The sequence below is a fragment of the Rothia sp. HMSC061E04 genome, assembly GCF_001813685.1.
Lineage (GTDB): Bacteria > Actinomycetota > Actinomycetes > Actinomycetales > Micrococcaceae > Rothia > Rothia mucilaginosa.
This window is the reverse complement of record NZ_KV813694.1, coordinates 79,849-95,247: the sequence shown is the minus strand read 5'-3', so window position 1 is coordinate 95,247 and position 15,399 is coordinate 79,849. Positions and strand designations below refer to the sequence as shown.

Genomic DNA, 15,399 nt, shown 5'->3' with positions numbered 1-15,399 from the left:
AGGTTGACACCGAGGTTCCCTCCCCCGTAGCAGGTACCCTGCTCGAGATCCGCATCCCCGAGGATGAGGACGCAGAGGTTGGCCAGGTTCTGGCTATCATCGGCGACGCTGCTGCTGCAGCTGCTCCCGCTGCACCCGCTCCGGTTGCTGAGGCTCCGGTTGCTCCCGCAGCACCCGCTGCTGCTCCGGCTGCTCCTGCAGCTCCTGCAGCCCCCGCTGCACCTGCCGCTCCGGCAGCTGCTGAGGGCGAAGCATACGTGACCCCGCTGGTCCGTAAGCTCGCTAAGGACAACGGCATCGACCTGTCCACCGTCAAGGGCACCGGTGTTGGTGGCCGCATCCGCAAGCAGGATGTTCAGGCTGCTATCGCTGCTAAGGGTTCCGCTGCTCCCGCTGCTGCTGCACCCGCTGCAGCTGCTGCTCCGGCTGCTGGTTCCGCAAAGGCACCGCACACCTTCGAGGTTTCCCCCAAGCGTGGCACCGTCGAGAAGACCGCACGTATCCGCCAGGTTATTGCAAAGCGTATGCGTGAGTCCCTGGACGTCTCCACCCAGCTGACCCAGGTCACCGAGGTTGACGTGACCCGCATCGTTCAGCTGCGTGCAAAGGCTAAGGACGGCTTCGCTGCTCGTGAGGGCGCTAAGCTGACCTTCCTGCCCTTCTTCGTCCAGGCAACCGCTGAGGCTCTGCAGCAGCACCCCGCTCTGAACGCTTCCATGACCGAAGACTACAAGCAGATCACTTACCACGGCTCCGAGAACATCGCTATTGCTGTGGACACCCCCAAGGGTCTGCTGGTTCCCGTCATCAAGAACGCTTCTGACCTGGGCATTGCTGGCCTGGCAAAGGCTATTGGCGACCTGGGTGGCCGTGCACGTACCGGCGACATCTCCCCCGAGGAGCTGTCGGGTTCGACCTTCACCATCACCAACATTGGTTCCTTCGGTGCACTGTTCGACACCCCGATCATCAACCAGCCGAACGTTGCAATCCTCGGTACCGGTTCCATCGTGAAGCGCCCCATGGTTGTCAAGGATGTTGACGGTAACGACGTTATCGCTATCCGCTCCATGTGCTACCTGTCCCTCACCTACGATCACCGCGTGGTCGACGGTGCGGACGCTGGTCGCTTCCTGCACACCCTCAAGACCCGCCTGGAGGAGGCTAACTTCGAGTCTGAGCTGGGCCTCTAAGACCTGCATAGATTCAAGGAAGTTTCCTTGTGGCGGTGCCCTGATGGGTAACCGAGTGTAGCTCTCCGGGTTTTCCCGGACAGTGAACAAAAAGGCGGCGGTTCCATCCACTTCGGTGGGTGGGGCCGCCGCCTTTTGTTGTGTCCGCGTTTCTACGGTGTCAGTTACGGGGTGTTAGTTACGCGGCGTCAGCTATGCCGGGACGGGTTCGGCGCGGGCTATCTCCCAGCCTTTCTCCCCGCGGTGCAGGTCGAAGATGACTTTCTGGCGGGTGACGCCGTTTTCTTCGCTGAGTTTGCGAGCTTCCTGCTCGGTTTTATCGGCGCGGTAGCCGGGCGCGGAGACTACCGCCATAACGCGGATGTTCTCGCTGTCGCGGCTGAGTTCTTCGGCGGTGTCGACGGTGAGCTCTGCGCCGCCTCGGGCACGGCGTTCTTGGTTTCGCTGGTCGATCAGGGCTCGTAGAATCTGATCGCCCTGTGCGCTTTTATCCTGTGTGCTCTGATCCGATGTTTCCGTGCCGTCGGGCGCCTGCTCCCCCGCTGCGTTCACAGCTTGAGCGGATACGGGTTGTGCCGTTGCCGGAGCGTTCTGCCCGTAGAGGGTGTACCCGAGAGGCAGCGCGATAGCCCCCAGCGCGAGCGCAGCCAGTCCCAGTCGCGCAGCCAGTCCCAGTCGCACGGTCAATCCCAGTCGCGCGGTGGGGCGAGTGAGCGCACCGCGTAGCGCCGTCAGGCGGGATGTGCCCGTCACCTCTGCGTTCTTTAGAGCGGGCGGCGCAGTCTCTGCGGGGCTCGCAGTGGGGATCAACGGCTTAGAACCTGCGGTAGCTGCGCGCCCCGATTTCTTCACGCCCGGCTTCTTCATGCCCTGTTTCTTCACGCGGGGCAAACGTTCCGCTAGGTAGCGTTGCGCTTTCTGCGTCTTTGAGAGCTTCTGTACCGGCGCGGGCTCCACAGCTGCGGGAATTAGGGCGCGGGCTCGTTCTGAACAGCTCAGGTAGACGTTAAGCGGGCGAGGCGGCACTTCCTCCGCCAGGACGACCACGGAGCTGAGCCCTGCGAGCGCCACCTCCTGGTTGGGTGCATCCAGCAGGTATTCGAGGGCTCTGCCGAGGCGCTCAATCCACTCGCTGCTGGGTGCTTCTTCGGGTGCGCTGCCGGTGGCTCCCATCCGCAGCGAGAGGGGTACGCGGGCGGCGGAGGGTTCCGGTGTGTGCCCGCAGGCGGCTTGCCAGAGCAGGGCTGCTGCGGAGCGTGCGTAGTTGCTCCGAGCGGCGGTGAGCTGTTCTCCGTCTTGAGGGGCCGCCTCACAATAGACAGCGTCAGGTAGCAGGAGTTTGGGCACTCCGGCGGCGCTCAGAGCGATGTATTCGGCGTTTAGTTCGACGCGCCCCTCCCCCACCTTTTTGAGGCTGCCGAGCGCCCGGTGCAGGGTTCGTGCCAGGGTCATAAGCTCGGCGGGTGTCAGGGTGCGAGCGCGCAGGAGCTTGTCGAGAGTGCCCGCGTCGAGGGGCTCGTACCAGAGGCACAGCCGATTGGCGCTATCGGCGCTCCCACTAGTAACGGCGTGGAGCTTGGCGAGTCCGGGCGCGTTACGTAGGGCGGCGGCTACTTGCGGGGTCTGGGCGTGCCGCTGAGCGGATGCATCCGTGTTTTCCTCGAATCCGTACCCGCTGGCTGCCGCGCGCAGAGTGGGCGCGGCAGGAACCAGCTGGGCGGAGGGATCTGGCGGGATGGAAGGATCTAGCGGGGCAGGCTGAGAAATGGTGCGCAGGGTGTAGCGTCCGGGGTGCGCGGAGGGTACGGAACGTACGGCAGGTGTGCTCTTGGTGGGTGCGCTTGCGGCGGTTTCGCCCCGGTACTCGACAATCTGCAGGGTGGGTAGAGCCGAGTTGGCGATGCTTTCCAGAACGTGTGCTTCTTTGCTTCTCATACCATCATGTTATCAAATTACATCAAATAATATCTTTAAGCACACTAAAATAGTTCAAATACCCTAAAGAACCCCAAAGGTTAATTCAGGTATTTATCTGCTTATTTACCCTCCCTCCCCTTGAGCACACCCTCACGTAACATTCCGCCGTGTTCGCTCATCACGTGATTCAGGGCGCCCTAATTTTCTTCCCTCCACTAGCAGTACTAAGGTAGAAAGTATGTCTGTGACGATTGAACGTGTGGGCTTCGCCCCGAACTATGTGAACTATGTTGAGTGCTTGGACGAGCAGTACCGCATCCACGATGAGGTGGCTAACCGCACCCGCCAGAATACGATTCTTCTGCTTGAGCATGAGGCAGTGATTACCGCGGGTAAACGCACCGAAGACCACGAGTACCCCGCAGACAAGTCCACCCCCGTCGTCAAGATTGACCGCGGCGGCAAGCTGACCTGGCACGGCCCCGGCCAGCTGACTGCGTACCCGATTCTTCGTCTGCCCGAGCCCATCGACGTGGTGGCGTACGTGCGCATCGTCGAGGAAATCATCATTAACGTTCTGGCTGGCATGGGCATTAAGGGTGAGCGCGTTGAGGGCCGCAGCGGCGTGTGGATTCTGGGCGACGGCGTCACCCAGGACAAGAAGATTGCCGCACTGGGCATGCGCGTTTCGCGTAACACCACGATGCATGGCTTCGCGATTAACTGCTGCAACGACACCGCACCCTTCCAGCAGTTCATTCCCTGCGGCATTAGCGATGCGGGTGTTACCACCATTTCGGAGCAGCTGGGCCGTACCATCACCCCCGCCGATATTTTGGAGCCGCTGGAGGCGGAGCTTCTGAAGTACCAGGACCGCCTGGCAGATTCCTTCGAGCCCATTGCGGCGCAGGACTAAACGCAGGGTTAGACGCAGTCAAGAAGCATCGAACGGGTCGTACACGTAACGCGTCCGGCTTTGTTCGTCATATACGAAAACCAGTTTCACCTACGCCTGAGCGGGCGTAAAATAGAAGATGGCCCACCTGCACAGAGGGCACATCTAGACCAAGGAGAAGACTTTTGAGCACCGCACCTGAAGGACGCAAGCTACTGCGTGTGGAGGCCCGCAACGCTGAGGTTCCCATTGAGAAGAAGCCTCACTGGATTAAGACCAAGGCTATTGTTGGCCCCGAATACAACGAGATGCGTGAGCTGGCTCGTGGTCAGGGCCTGCACACCGTGTGTGAAGAGGCTGGCTGCCCCAATATTTACGAGTGCTGGGAAGACCGTGAGGCAACCTACCTGATTGGTGGTTCCGAGTGCACCCGCCGTTGCGACTTCTGCAATATTGCGACCGGCAAGCCCGTCGCTGTTGACTACGCTGAGCCGTTCAAGGTTGCTAAGAACGTGAAGGTCATGGGTCTGCGTTACGCAACCGTGACCGGTGTTGCTCGTGACGATCTGGAAGACGGCGGTGCGTGGCTGTACGCAGAGACCACCCGTCAGATTCACAAGATGTGCCCGAACACCGGCGTTGAGATGCTCGTCCCCGACTTCAAGGGTGTTCCCGCGCATGTTCAGAAGGTGATTGACGCTAAGCCTGAGGTGTTCGCGCACAACCTGGAGACCGTCCCCCGTATCTTCCGTCAGATTCGCCCGGCGTTCCGTTACGAGCGTTCCCTGGATGTTATTACCCAGGCTAAGGAAGGCGGCATGGTCACCAAGTCCAACCTGATTCTGGGTATGGGCGAGACCGATGACGAGATTTACGAGGCGCTGTGCGATCTGCACGATGCTGGTTGTGACATCATTACCCTCACCCAGTACCTGCGCCCCGGCCCGCTCTTCCACCCGATTGAGCGTTGGGTGAAGCCGCAGCAGTTCGTGGATTTCGCGAACATGGCTGAGGAGATTGGTTTCGCTGGCGTTATGGCGGGCCCGATGGTTCGTTCTTCGTACCGTGCAGGTCGCCTGTGGGCTCGTGCAATGCGTAAGAACGGCTACCCGATCCCTGAGAACCTTGCCCACATTGAGGGCGAGGGTGCAGCTCTGCAGGAAGCCTCCTCCCTGGTGGCTGCGGGCTACTAAGCATTTTCAGAATCTTTCTGAGAGCGTTGAGGCTCCTCGACCCCGGTGTTCATCCGGTGTTCGGGGAGCCTCCCCTTATGCCCCGCCCCTTGTGCGGTAGGGTAAACTAGAAAAATTGCAGGCATACACTGCATCGTTACGTCACTATGGTTCCGTGAGCGTTTGAGGCGCTTCTCGGGGCCGCGGAAGAACCAGCCGAGGAAGAATCGTGGCAGATAAGCGCGAAGAGAAGAAAAAGAAGAAGGAACGCACTCCGGGCACTTTCGCCCAGATGAAGCAGGTCTACCAGATGACCAAGAAGTCCGACCCGAATATCGGTTGGATTCTGAGTCTGTCGGCTCTGGGTACCCTTTTGGTTTTCCTCCTCATCGGTATTGCCCTGAATAACTGGATTACTTTCCTGATTCTGGGTCTGGGCGTTGCCGCTATTGTGGCGATGCTTCTGCTGGGTCGCCGCGCGCAGACTGCGGCTTTTGCTCAGATTGAGAACCAGCCCGGTCGTAGTGGTGCGGCGATGAACTCGGTGCGCCGCGGTTGGATTGTTGAGGAGCAGCCCGTTGCTGCGAACCGCAACCAGGATCTGGTGTTCCGTGCGCTGGGCCGTCCCGGTATTGTGCTGGTGACCGAGGGCCCTCACAGCCGCGTGACTTCCCTGGTGAACACTGAGAAGAAGCACCTGAACCGTGTGGCTCCGGGCGTTCCGGTTCACGTGATTGAGACCGGTCACGAAGAGGGTCAGGTTGAGCTCAAGGACGTTGTGAAGACTATGAACAAGCTTCCGAAGGCTCTGACTCAGCAGGAGATGCAGGTTGTTTCGGGTCGTCTGAGCACTCTGAACACTATGCGTAACCCGATGAACGCTGTTCCTAAGGGTATTGACCCGATGCGTGCTCGCCCGGACCGTCGTGCGATGCGCGGCCGCTAAGCGAGACACCAATATAAGGTTTTGAAGGCTCCGGCTCTTCCCGTGTGGGGAGGGTCGGAGCCTTTTGTTACGCCCGGTTATTGCGTTGCTGAGGGCATTGCTATTGGCTTTGCTAGAGCTTTACTAGAGGGCGTTAGCATCTCTACTGTGTTTCGTGAGACAACCAAGATGTAACTCCTTTCCAGGATTTGTAACATTACCGAAACACGATAGTCACGCACGCGCAAAAAATAACCACTATGCTTGATATGTCACAGGGTTTTGCCCGCGGCCAAAAACTAAACCAAAGACTGAATGTGATGAGGGAAAACACCCTCCTGCACCGTCAGTCGAACAAGGAGCAGTCCTCATGTTTACCAGCCCCCAGGAAGTTCTCGACTTTATCAAGAACGAAGAAGTAGTCTTCGTTGATATCCGATTCACCGACATGCCCGGCGTGCAGCAGCACTTCAACCTGCCCGCTAAGGCGATTGATGACGATTTCTTCGTCAACGGCCAGCTTTTTGATGGCTCCTCTATCCGCGGCTTCCAGGGCATTGCAGAGTCTGACATGCAGCTGATCCCCGATGTTCAGTCTGCGTACGTTGACCCCTTCCGCATTGAGAAGACCCTGGTCATCATCTGCTCCATCGTGAACCCCCGCACCGGCGAGCCCTACCACCGTGACCCCCGCGGCGTTGCTGAGCGCGCTGAGGCTTACCTGCAGTCCACCGGCATTGCAGATACCGCGTTCTTCGCATCCGAGGCTGAATTCTTTGTCTTCGAGGATGTCCGCTACCAGGTTGAGCCGAATTCTGTGTTCTACAAGATTGATTCCGACGAGGCTCCCTGGAACACCGGCCGCAAGGAAGAGGGCGGCAACCTGGGCAACAAGACCCCCGTCAAGGGCGGCTACTTCCCCGTCTCCCCTGTCGACAAGCAGGCTGACCTGCGTGACGCAATGTGCGTAGCAATGGACGAGGTTGGTCTTGAGGTTGAGCGTAGCCACCACGAGGTGGGCGCAGCCGGCCAGGCAGAAATCAATTACAAGTTCGATACCCTCACCAAGGCAGCTGACGATCTGCTGAAGTTCAAGTACGTCATCAAGGGCACCGCAGACGCATGGGGCAAGTCCGTAACCTTCATGCCCAAGCCCGTCTTCGGCGATAATGGCTCCGGTATGCACTGCCATCAGTCGCTGTGGCAGGACGGTGAGCCTCTCTTCTACGATGAGCGCGGCTACGCTAACCTCTCTGACACCGCACGCTGGTACATTGGCGGTCTGATTGAGCACTCCTCCGCTGTGCTGGCATTCACTAACCCGACCGTGAACTCGTACAAGCGTCTGGTTCCCGGCTACGAGGCTCCCGTCAACATGGTGTACTCGCAGGGTAACCGTTCTGCCGGGATCCGCATCCCGATTACCGGTACCAACCCGAAGGCTAAGCGTCTGGAGTTCCGTGCACCGGACCCCTCCGCTAACCCCTACTTCGCGTTCGCTGCTCAGCTGATGGCTGGTCTGGACGGTATCCGTAACCGCATTGAGCCGCCGGCACCGATCGATAAGGACCTGTACGAGCTGCCCGCTGAAGAGGCTAAGGACATCAAGAAGGCTCCGGCTAACCTGGAGGAGGCACTGGCGGCTCTGGAGGCTGACCACGACTTCCTGCTCGAGGGCGGCGTCTTCACCGAGGACCTGATTCAGGCTTGGATTGACTACAAGCGTAAGAACGAGCTGGAGCCGCTTTCGCTGGTTCCGCACCCGCTTGAGTACCAGCTGTACTACGGCGTCTAATTCGCTGGCGTCTTATCTTTCCTTCTGGGCTTTGCCCCGCACCCGCACTGAGGTTAGTTGCGGGGTGGGTTCTGGGGTAAGTTCTAGATAGCAGACAACGGCCTATACGTTCCTTTGGGAGCGTATAGGCCGTTGTTGTATATTCTGAGGGGTTTCTGCAGGGTATCTGCGGAGTTTCTGCAGGGCTCAGGCTCACCGGACTATTTTGGTGACGGTTCGTGTCTAATATTTTTCTGCCTCGATGAGCCTCGTGTGTCTTAGTTGCGCTTAGAGCGGCTCTAAGGGCTAAGCTGTTGGTGCTGGCGTTCCCTCCCTTTTTGTCGTGCAACCGGAGGGAACGCCAGTCTATTTTTATGCCCTAATGCTGCTGAGCGTTTAGAACCTGCTGAGCGATGAGCCGGTCAAGCTTGCGCACGTCAATCTTTCGACCCAGCTTGATTTTGATGTAGCCAACCTTCGTCCATAGAGCAATTTCACTATTCGCGTCGAACAGGTTTCCTGCATTTTCAGAAGACCACATATGGATTGAGGAGTAAGGCAACGAATACATTTCTACCTTCTTACCCGTCAGGCCTTGAGCATCACGAATGATGAGTCGGTGAGTCGTGAAAATCGCGGAATCGCGGAAAGTAGCAAAGGCTGCGACAGCGCTTTCGCCCGACCCCAAAAGGGCTTGAGCATCCTGAGGTACTGGAATTTCTGATTGCAAAGTCCAGGTCATGATAGCGGCGATAGACATAGAGTTACCTCCAAGGTGTTGAGTGATAATAACGTTCTCAGTATAAGAGCTTTGTAACTCATGCGCGGTCTAGATGGTTATCCTTGCAGACACGCTGTGAGCAATAAATACCTGTGGAGGGCTGTACCGGTAAATCTCATAGAGCGGCTTCATACCTATACCTTTGTACAGAGCTTTCAACACTGAGGTATGCTCTTTCATCACGCAGAACGTATTTGAAAGGAAACGCCGTTGCCAGATTCCGCCGCATATTTTCAGGCAAAGTACTTCAACGAGCTGACTCTACGTGAGCTTCAGCAGATTCATATCACTCGTTCTCTTGTTTTTACTGTGGGTCAGCAGATTCTTGCGCAGGAGCCAGATGAAGCAGACTTCGAGTCTGTTCATTTCTTCCACGCGGATAAGGCTGGTCGAGTTCTGGCTTACCTGCGTCTCTTTGATCTTATGACGGTCGATGATGGCTATCACCGCCCTATCGAAGGTGCTTGGACCGTCGGTCGAGTAGCTGTCCGTGAGGAGGCGCGTGGCACCGGTCTGGGGCGCGCCCTACTGCATGAGGCGATTAGCTGGGTCCGTGAAAATACGGAAGCTCGTCAGCTGGTGATTAGCGCCCAGTCCTACCTGAAAGACAGCTACTATGGTGCGGCGGGGTTCGTGCAAGTGGGAGAGCCGTACCTTGAGGTCGGGATTGAGCATGTGGAGATGCTTCTGGAGCTCTAACGGACCCTACCCCCTCTTCCCTTGTAGGAGCAGGTCGCGGGTCACATCATAAGATGTCGTACCCGCTAGTCCCGGGGTTCTTCCTGCACAGGCGTACAATGAAAGTGCGTGCGCCCGGCCGGCGGCACCTACGAATTCCGCGAGAAACGACATCACAACGCCGTGTTCTCACCGACGCCCTTCCCCTTTTTAGTATCAGCTAGGGCGAGTATCGCCGATGACCGACCGACCCGTCTGACGCCGCATCCACTGTAACGAGGAGAAATCTCATGGCATATCAGCCGACCATCCTAAACGGTGAAACTGTTTTCCGTAACGAAGTTTTTCAGACCGGCCTCATGTCCCAGCTACTGGACGGCATCTACGATGGCGAGATGACCATCGGTGAGCTCCTGAGCCACGGCAACTTCGGTGTGGGTACCTTCAACGGCCTCGACGGCGAAATGGTCGTCCTCGACGGCGTCTGCTACCAGGTACGCCACGACGGCTCCGTATCCCTGCCCGACCTGCGCCAGCAGACCCCCTACGCCGTGGTCACCAACTTCGTGCCCATGATTAAGCGCGAACTACCGCATAACCTACTCCGTAAGTCTGCCTCGCAGATTCTGGATGACTTCACCGTCTCTAAGAACTACATGTACGCCATCAAGATTTACGGCGAGTTCGAATGGGTCCGCACCCGCACCGTCATCAAGCAGGAGAAGCCCTACCCGAAGATGGTTGCGGCCACTGAGAACGAGGACATTGTCCAGTTCGATAACGTGACCGGCACGATTGTTGGCTTCCGCACCCCGATCTACGAGCAGGGCATCTCGGTGCCCGGCTGCCACGCCCACTTTATCGATGATGAGCGTGTTCAGGGCGGCCACGTGGTCGACTTCAAGCTGCGCTCCGCAAAGGTCGAGATTTGCCCCGGTACCGGCCTGCAGCTGCACCTGCCGCTGACCCCCGAGTTCTCCTCCGCTAACCTCTCCCCCGAGGACCTAGCCGACCAGATTTCCAAGGCTGAGAAGCACTAAGCTTCTTTCCCGCTCCCGGGATATAGCAACGGGATATATTAACGAAGGAGCCGCCCTCTACTGTTCTGTAGAGGGCGGCTCCTTCGTGTTTATACGTGCTGTTCTGCGGAAGGCTCAGTGCCAAGGAGGCGCTTACGCCTCCGGCACGAACTCACCGTGGCCGCACTCGCGCAGGGCAGCACGCACCTTCTCAGCGGCAGCATCCAGCTCTTCGGCGGTAGCGTCCTTCTTCGCGTTGGCGGGATCGTAATCAGCCATGCTATCAACCGGGAACAGATGGATGTGGGTGTGCGGCACATCGAAGCCCGCAATCATCAGAGCCACACGGTCCTTGTCGAACGCCTGATCCAGGGCACCAGAAATCTTGTGCGCCACAGCGAACAGGTGCGCCGCCAGCTCAGCCGGCAGGTCTGGCCAACGGTCGACCTCAGCGCGGGGAACGAGCAGCAGGTGACCTTCCGACAGGGGCATGATGTCCAGGAAGGCGACGCAGTGCTCGTCCTTCCAGACGAAGCGGCCGGGAATCTCGCCCTCAATAATCTTGGTAAAAATCGTGCTCACAATATTCTCCTTCATGCGCCGTCATCGGCGCGTTTGAAGCTCAACGGTCAGGCTTACGCCTCAACCTCAATGCTCTCACCGGGGTTCAGGTGCTTAAGCTCAGTGCCGTACTTCGCGCCGAAGTTCGTCACCAAACCCTCAATAATGCCGGTGCCGTTGGCGTTAATCATGCCATTGTGAATCGGAACCACACGCTGAGCGCCGGTCGCAATCACAAAATCAATGACTTCCTGAACCTTCGACCAGGGCGCGTGAATCGGCACCAGAACGGTATTCGCACGCACGCGGTGCGGAACCACCAACGAGTCACCCGGGTGGTACACGGCACCGTTAATCAGGTAACCGACATTAGCGATGGTCTGAATCAGCGGGTGAATCAGGGCGTGCTGACCGCCGTAGGTCTTCACCTCAAAACCGGGGATGCTGAACTCAGAATCAGAGGAAACAACGGTAACCTCGGCAGCGGGCACAGCCTCCTTGATGGTCTGGGCGACAGCCTCGGGAGCCCAAATCTTCAACGGGGTCTGCGACTCGGCACGCTCAGCAATCAGCGGCAGCACCGACGGGCCATCAAAATGGTCCGGATGCGCGTGGGTCACGAACAGGTAATCGGCGCCTTCCAGCGCGGTGGCGTGTTCGCCTTCTGCGGCAAAGTTGCCGGGGTCAAGAACGAGGGTGCGCCCCTCATTCTCAAGGCGGATACATGAGTGGGTGTACTTCGTCATTTTCATAGTTTTAGTCTACCGTTAACCCTCATTCGTGCCTGTTGATGACTTCAATTTTTGAGATAAAGCGCAAATCAACCACCTTTTGAACGCCTCTAGTGTAAAGTCGTAAGACAAGATTGACCACACAATGGGACGGATTTCCGCCCCGAAAGGTTCAGCAATGGACACTCATATTCCCGTACGGAGAATTACGAAGCCTGCCGAAGCCCGAAATACCCGCCAGCGTCGCATCATCAAGGCGACCATGGAAGAGCTCGGCGATTTCATCTCAGCACAGGATCTGCACCTGACCCTCGCGAACCGCAAGGAACAGGTCTCTCTCGCAACAACCTACCGTGTGTTGCAGTCACTGGCTAACGCCGGTGAGCTCGACTCGGTCAAGGGCGTTGAGGGTGAGACCCTGTACCGCCACTGCCGGGTGAAAGATCACCACCACCACCTGCTCTGCCGCCGATGCGGCACCGCCATTGAGCTAGAAGCACCCGCCCTCGAGGACTGGGCACTGGCGATGGGTAAGCAGCACGGCTTCTCGGAGCTGGAGCACGTGGTTGAAGTGACCGGTTACTGCCCGGACTGCACTTTGGCACGTCGCGAGGAAGAGTCGCAGGGCGGCGCTTCACGCTAACGTTGCAGGCTAAGCCGCACCCCTCACCTGCTGAGGGGCTTTCCTTCACCGGAGAGGATCCTTCTCTGGAGGAACAAGAAGAGGGCGTCTTTAAAGATCTTCGACGCCGCTACAGCACGACACACAGGGCATCTGGACAGGGCAACACAACGCCACACAGGTTGAGCCCGCATTGCACACCGGGTACATGACCCGTAGCGCTAACACAGCACGACAACGAAAGAGCCCCGCCTCATTCCCGAGGTGGGGCTCTTTCTATAGGTCTTATGCCTTCTCAGCCAGCTGGCGGCCCGACGCGCTATGGCGGCGCTTCACGCCACCAATCACACGGCACACCACGTAAATCAGGAAGGAAATGCTGGTCACGTAGGGGCTAATCGGCAGCGAACCGGCAAGAGCCAGCAGAATACCGCCCACAATGGACGCCTCCGCAAACAGCACCGACAAGATTAGGGTACGTACCGGAGAAGCCGTCACCTGCATCGCCGCAGCCGCCGGAGTAATCAGCAGCGCCAGCACCAGCAGCGAACCGACCACCTGCACCGACAGCGCCACAGCAATACCCAGAATCACCATGAACACCAGGGACAGGAAGCGCATCGGCACGCCCTTAGCGCGCGCGACCTCCGGGTCCAGGGAGGAGAAGCTCAGCGGACGCCACACCATCACCAGCAGGGAAATAATAACTACCGCACCAATAATCATGGTGTGCAGCTGGTCGGCATCCACGGACACGATCTGACCGGTCAGCAGACCGAACTTATTCGCGCTACGGCCCTGGTACAGGGAGAGGAAGAGAATACCCAAGCCCAAGCCGAACGGCATGAGCGCACCAATGACCGAGTTCGAGTTACTCGCCTTAGAGCCCAGAAAGGCAATCAGCAGAGCCGAGGCAATCGAACCGACCATGGAGCCGGTCACCACGTCATAGCCGAGCAACAGGGCAAGGGCGGCACCCGCGAAAGACATTTCAGAGACGCCGTGCACCGCAAAGGCGTGGTCGCGCATCATCACGAAAATGCCGACGAAACCACCGATAAGGCCCAGAACAGCGCCAGCAAAAATGGAGTTCTGCAGCATCTGCAACAGCTCACCGTAGCGGTCAAAAACGAAGATACGGGAGAGCAAATCGTTCTGCGCGGCGGCAACCGGTGCCAGAGCGGGGAGGGAAGCAAGAATGGTCATCGAGTGGTTCCTCCCGGAATGTGTAGAGTGCGCTGCGGTTCAGAAAGACCAGACTTCAGGTGGGAGCCGTGAATGTTCTGGTCGGTGCCCTCAATATGGCAGTGGTCGCTGGCGTGAGTCTCACCCACCACCACGTAACGGCCATTAGACTTGAGCACGCTCACCGGGGTTCCGTACAGGGAGGTGAGAGTCTCGCTGGTCATGACCTCTTCCACCGACCCGACCGTGAAACGGCCGTTCGCCAGATAGAGCACGCGATCCACATGCTCAATGATGGGGTTGATTTCGTGGGTCACGAACACCACCGCCACGCCGCGTTCACGGTTGAACCGGTGAATCAGCTCAGCCACCGCGTACTGGTGGTTGAGGTCCAGGGAGAGTAGCGCCTCATCAGCCAGCAGAATCTTCGGGTCGTTCGCGAGCGCCTGGGCGATACGCAGGCGTTGCTGCTCACCACCGGAGAGCAGACCCACCGGCACGTTCGCGTATTCGGTTGCGCCGACGGCTTCGAGGAGCTCGTCAACCTTGGCGCGGTATTTGCGGCCGTGCAGGCGGATGCCCCAGCGGTGCCCGTCCACGCCAAGTCCCACGAGGTCGCGGGCGCGCATCGGGGTGGAGGTGGGGATGGACTTCTGCTGCGGTACGTAGCCGACGCCGGCGTTGCCCAGACGTGCGGGTTTGCCAAGCACGGAGATTTCGCCAGCGTTGAGTCCGGTCAGGCCGAGAACGACTTTGAGGAAGGTGGACTTGCCGGAGCCGTTGGGTCCGAGCACGGCGAAGTATTCGCCTGCGCCGATGTCGAGGGTTAAATCTTTCCAGAGGGTGCGGGCCCCGAAAGCGAGGCTACCCCCGCGAATGGAAATCGCGGGGGTGGCACCGTTATTGTTGTCAGTCACTTAGGAGAGCGCCTTTTCGAGGTTGCTGACGTTGGTCTTCATCCATGCCAGGTAGTTGGTATTTTCCGGCAGGGTTTCGGTGAAGGATACGTAGTTCACCGAGGCGTCCTTAGCTGCCTGCAGCACCTCGTTAGTCTGGGAGGTGGAGGTCTGCTCGTTGTAGGCGAGCAGCTGGACCTTCTTCTCGGTGACCATGTCCTTGGTTTCCTTCAGGACGAGTGCGGGAACGTCGTTGCCGGCTTCGGCTGCCTCAGCGAATTCGCTGGGGGTTGCGTTCTCTGCGCCGGTGGAGGAAATCAGGTAGTCCGGCACGGGCTCGGTGGACAGGTACTTCTTGTCTTCACCGGCGATTGCCTTGGCGGTGGTGTCCAGTGCGTCCAGTTCCTTGGAGAAGGTGGATGCGTTGGTGCGGAACGCCTCAGCGTGTGCGGAGTCGAGGCCTGCGAGCTCTTCAGCGATCTTCTGGGCGACCTTCTTCATGGTTTCGAAGTCGTACCAGAGGTGCTCGTTAAACTCGTGTGCGTGGGCGTGGTCGCCGCCGTCTTCGTGGTGTTCGCCGCCGCGGTGGTCCTCGACCAGATGGGTGTATTCGGCATCGGTGAGCTTGCCGCTGACCTTGACCGCGTTCACGATCTTCTGGGAGGCGTTGTCCTTGCCTGCGAGGTCTTCGAGGAACAGGTCGTAGCCTGCGCCGTTGATGACGATCAGGGATGCGTCCTTCGCCTTGAGGCGGTCGGCGCTGGTGGCTTCGTAGGAGTGGGGGTCGGTGCTGGTGGAGGCAATCAGCGCGGTAACCTCGATGTAGTCGCCGCCGATCTGCTTGGCGATGTCTGCGTAGACGTCGGTGGAGGCGACGACCTTCACCTTGCCGTTGTTGGAGCCAGCCGAGGAGGACGAACCGGAGGAGGTCTTGTTCTCGGTTGCGCAGCCTGCCAGCAGCAGGGAGGATGCGGCGAGTGAGCCCATTGCGGTGAGGAAGTGCTTGCGGGTGATCTTCGGGTGCGACATGAGGGCTCTCTTTCGGTTCGT

Annotated in this window: 14 protein-coding genes and 1 pseudogene; 8 read left to right on the top strand and 7 right to left on the bottom strand. The window is 58.8% G+C overall.

Translation table 11 applies throughout. From position 1 onward, the window contains the following. Nucleotides 1-1,193: 2-oxoglutarate dehydrogenase, E2 component, dihydrolipoamide succinyltransferase (sucB, locus tag HMPREF2927_RS02015; protein WP_246827322.1), on the top strand; the 1,193-nt coding region annotated here is incomplete at its 5' end. A 192-nt stretch (nucleotides 1,194-1,385) separates the two neighbouring features. On the opposite strand, the gene HMPREF2927_RS02010 is transcribed toward sucB, so the two are convergent. Continuing rightward, nucleotides 1,386-3,128, bottom strand: a complete 1,743-nt coding sequence (locus HMPREF2927_RS02010) for a peptidase (RefSeq protein ID WP_070685067.1) — start codon at nucleotides 3,126-3,128, stop codon at nucleotides 1,386-1,388. A 208-nt stretch (nucleotides 3,129-3,336) separates the two neighbouring features. On the opposite strand from HMPREF2927_RS02010, the pseudogene lipB reads away from it, so the two are divergent. The 4 genes and pseudogenes from lipB to glnA form a co-directional block, all read left to right on the top strand. Next, nucleotides 3,337-4,026 (top strand): annotated as a pseudogene (gene lipB / locus HMPREF2927_RS02005) (lipoyl(octanoyl) transferase LipB); the annotation flags it as partial. A 164-nt stretch (nucleotides 4,027-4,190) separates the two neighbouring features. After that, entirely contained in the window at nucleotides 4,191-5,198 is a 1,008-nt protein-coding gene (gene lipA / locus HMPREF2927_RS02000) for a lipoyl synthase (RefSeq protein ID WP_070685063.1), read from the top strand. Nucleotides 5,199-5,406: 208 nt separating this feature from the next. Further along, complete coding sequence (locus tag HMPREF2927_RS01995) at nucleotides 5,407-6,123, top strand: DUF4191 domain-containing protein (protein WP_070685061.1); 717 nt, start codon at nucleotides 5,407-5,409, stop codon at nucleotides 6,121-6,123. A gap of 349 nt (nucleotides 6,124-6,472) precedes the next feature. After that, nucleotides 6,473-7,897 carry a type I glutamate--ammonia ligase gene (gene glnA / locus HMPREF2927_RS01990; protein ID WP_070685059.1) on the top strand — a complete coding sequence of 475 codons (1,425 nt, stop codon included), beginning with the start codon at nucleotides 6,473-6,475 and terminating at the stop codon, nucleotides 7,895-7,897. 358 nt (nucleotides 7,898-8,255) lie between these two features. On the opposite strand, the gene HMPREF2927_RS01985 is transcribed toward glnA, so the two are convergent. After that, nucleotides 8,256-8,636, bottom strand: coding sequence for a PH domain-containing protein (locus HMPREF2927_RS01985; RefSeq protein ID WP_070685057.1), 381 nt, complete (start codon nucleotides 8,634-8,636; stop codon nucleotides 8,256-8,258). Nucleotides 8,637-8,867: 231 nt separating this feature from the next. Here HMPREF2927_RS01985 and HMPREF2927_RS01980 point away from each other — a divergent pair, with 231 nt between their 5' ends. Together HMPREF2927_RS01980 and budA are read left to right on the top strand one after the other, a co-directional pair. Continuing rightward, nucleotides 8,868-9,356, top strand: a complete 489-nt coding sequence (locus HMPREF2927_RS01980) for a GNAT family N-acetyltransferase (protein ID WP_070685056.1) — start codon at nucleotides 8,868-8,870, stop codon at nucleotides 9,354-9,356. 269 nt (nucleotides 9,357-9,625) lie between these two features. Further along, entirely contained in the window at nucleotides 9,626-10,375 is a 750-nt protein-coding gene (budA, locus tag HMPREF2927_RS01975; protein ID WP_049327712.1) for an acetolactate decarboxylase, read from the top strand. A gap of 132 nt (nucleotides 10,376-10,507) precedes the next feature. Here budA and HMPREF2927_RS01970 read toward each other — a convergent pair whose 3' ends face one another. After that, the gene (locus tag HMPREF2927_RS01970; protein WP_070685118.1) at nucleotides 10,508-10,936 is read right to left on the bottom strand and encodes an HIT family protein; all 429 of its coding nucleotides are present in this window, start codon (nucleotides 10,934-10,936) and stop codon (nucleotides 10,508-10,510) included. Between the two features lie 53 nt (nucleotides 10,937-10,989). Next, the gene (locus HMPREF2927_RS01965; RefSeq protein WP_070685054.1) at nucleotides 10,990-11,667 is read right to left on the bottom strand and encodes an MBL fold metallo-hydrolase; all 678 of its coding nucleotides are present in this window, start codon (nucleotides 11,665-11,667) and stop codon (nucleotides 10,990-10,992) included. A gap of 157 nt (nucleotides 11,668-11,824) precedes the next feature. On the opposite strand from HMPREF2927_RS01965, the gene HMPREF2927_RS01960 reads away from it, so the two are divergent. Beyond that, the gene (locus tag HMPREF2927_RS01960; protein ID WP_070685053.1) at nucleotides 11,825-12,289 is read left to right on the top strand and encodes a Fur family transcriptional regulator; all 465 of its coding nucleotides are present in this window, start codon (nucleotides 11,825-11,827) and stop codon (nucleotides 12,287-12,289) included. 264 nt (nucleotides 12,290-12,553) lie between these two features. Here the strand turns inward: HMPREF2927_RS01960 and HMPREF2927_RS01955 are convergent, their stop codons facing one another. The 3 genes from HMPREF2927_RS01955 to HMPREF2927_RS01945 are packed head-to-tail and all read right to left on the bottom strand — an operon-like array spanning nucleotide 12,554 to nucleotide 15,378. Then, complete coding sequence (locus HMPREF2927_RS01955; protein ID WP_070685052.1) at nucleotides 12,554-13,474, bottom strand: metal ABC transporter permease; 921 nt, start codon at nucleotides 13,472-13,474, stop codon at nucleotides 12,554-12,556. Next, nucleotides 13,471-14,370 carry a metal ABC transporter ATP-binding protein gene (locus HMPREF2927_RS01950; protein WP_070685042.1) on the bottom strand — a complete coding sequence of 300 codons (900 nt, stop codon included), beginning with the start codon at nucleotides 14,368-14,370 and terminating at the stop codon, nucleotides 13,471-13,473. Before HMPREF2927_RS01950 ends, HMPREF2927_RS01955 begins: the two co-directional genes overlap by 4 nt. Beyond that, the gene (locus tag HMPREF2927_RS01945; RefSeq protein WP_070685039.1) at nucleotides 14,371-15,378 is read right to left on the bottom strand and encodes a metal ABC transporter solute-binding protein, Zn/Mn family; all 1,008 of its coding nucleotides are present in this window, start codon (nucleotides 15,376-15,378) and stop codon (nucleotides 14,371-14,373) included. It abuts the gene before it with no gap. Nucleotides 15,379-15,399: the final 21 nt, after the last annotated feature.

Excerpts from the sequence above, each read along its gene's own strand:
- HMPREF2927_RS02010 (WP_070685067.1), bottom strand. The coding sequence starts at position 3,128 with ATGAGAAGCAAAGAAGCACACGTTCTGGAAAGCATCGCCAACTCGGCT.
- glnA (WP_070685059.1), top strand. The coding sequence starts at position 6,473 with ATGTTTACCAGCCCCCAGGAAGTTCTCGACTTTATCAAGAACGAAGAA.
- budA (WP_049327712.1), top strand. The coding sequence starts at position 9,626 with ATGGCATATCAGCCGACCATCCTAAACGGTGAAACTGTTTTCCGTAAC.
- HMPREF2927_RS01955 (WP_070685052.1), bottom strand. The coding sequence starts at position 13,474 with ATGACCATTCTTGCTTCCCTCCCCGCTCTGGCACCGGTTGCCGCCGCG.
- HMPREF2927_RS01960 (WP_070685053.1), top strand. The coding sequence starts at position 11,825 with ATGGACACTCATATTCCCGTACGGAGAATTACGAAGCCTGCCGAAGCC.
- HMPREF2927_RS01985 (WP_070685057.1), bottom strand. The coding sequence starts at position 8,636 with ATGTCTATCGCCGCTATCATGACCTGGACTTTGCAATCAGAAATTCCA.
- HMPREF2927_RS01945 (WP_070685039.1), bottom strand. The coding sequence starts at position 15,378 with ATGTCGCACCCGAAGATCACCCGCAAGCACTTCCTCACCGCAATGGGC.
- HMPREF2927_RS01965 (WP_070685054.1), bottom strand. The coding sequence starts at position 11,667 with ATGAAAATGACGAAGTACACCCACTCATGTATCCGCCTTGAGAATGAG.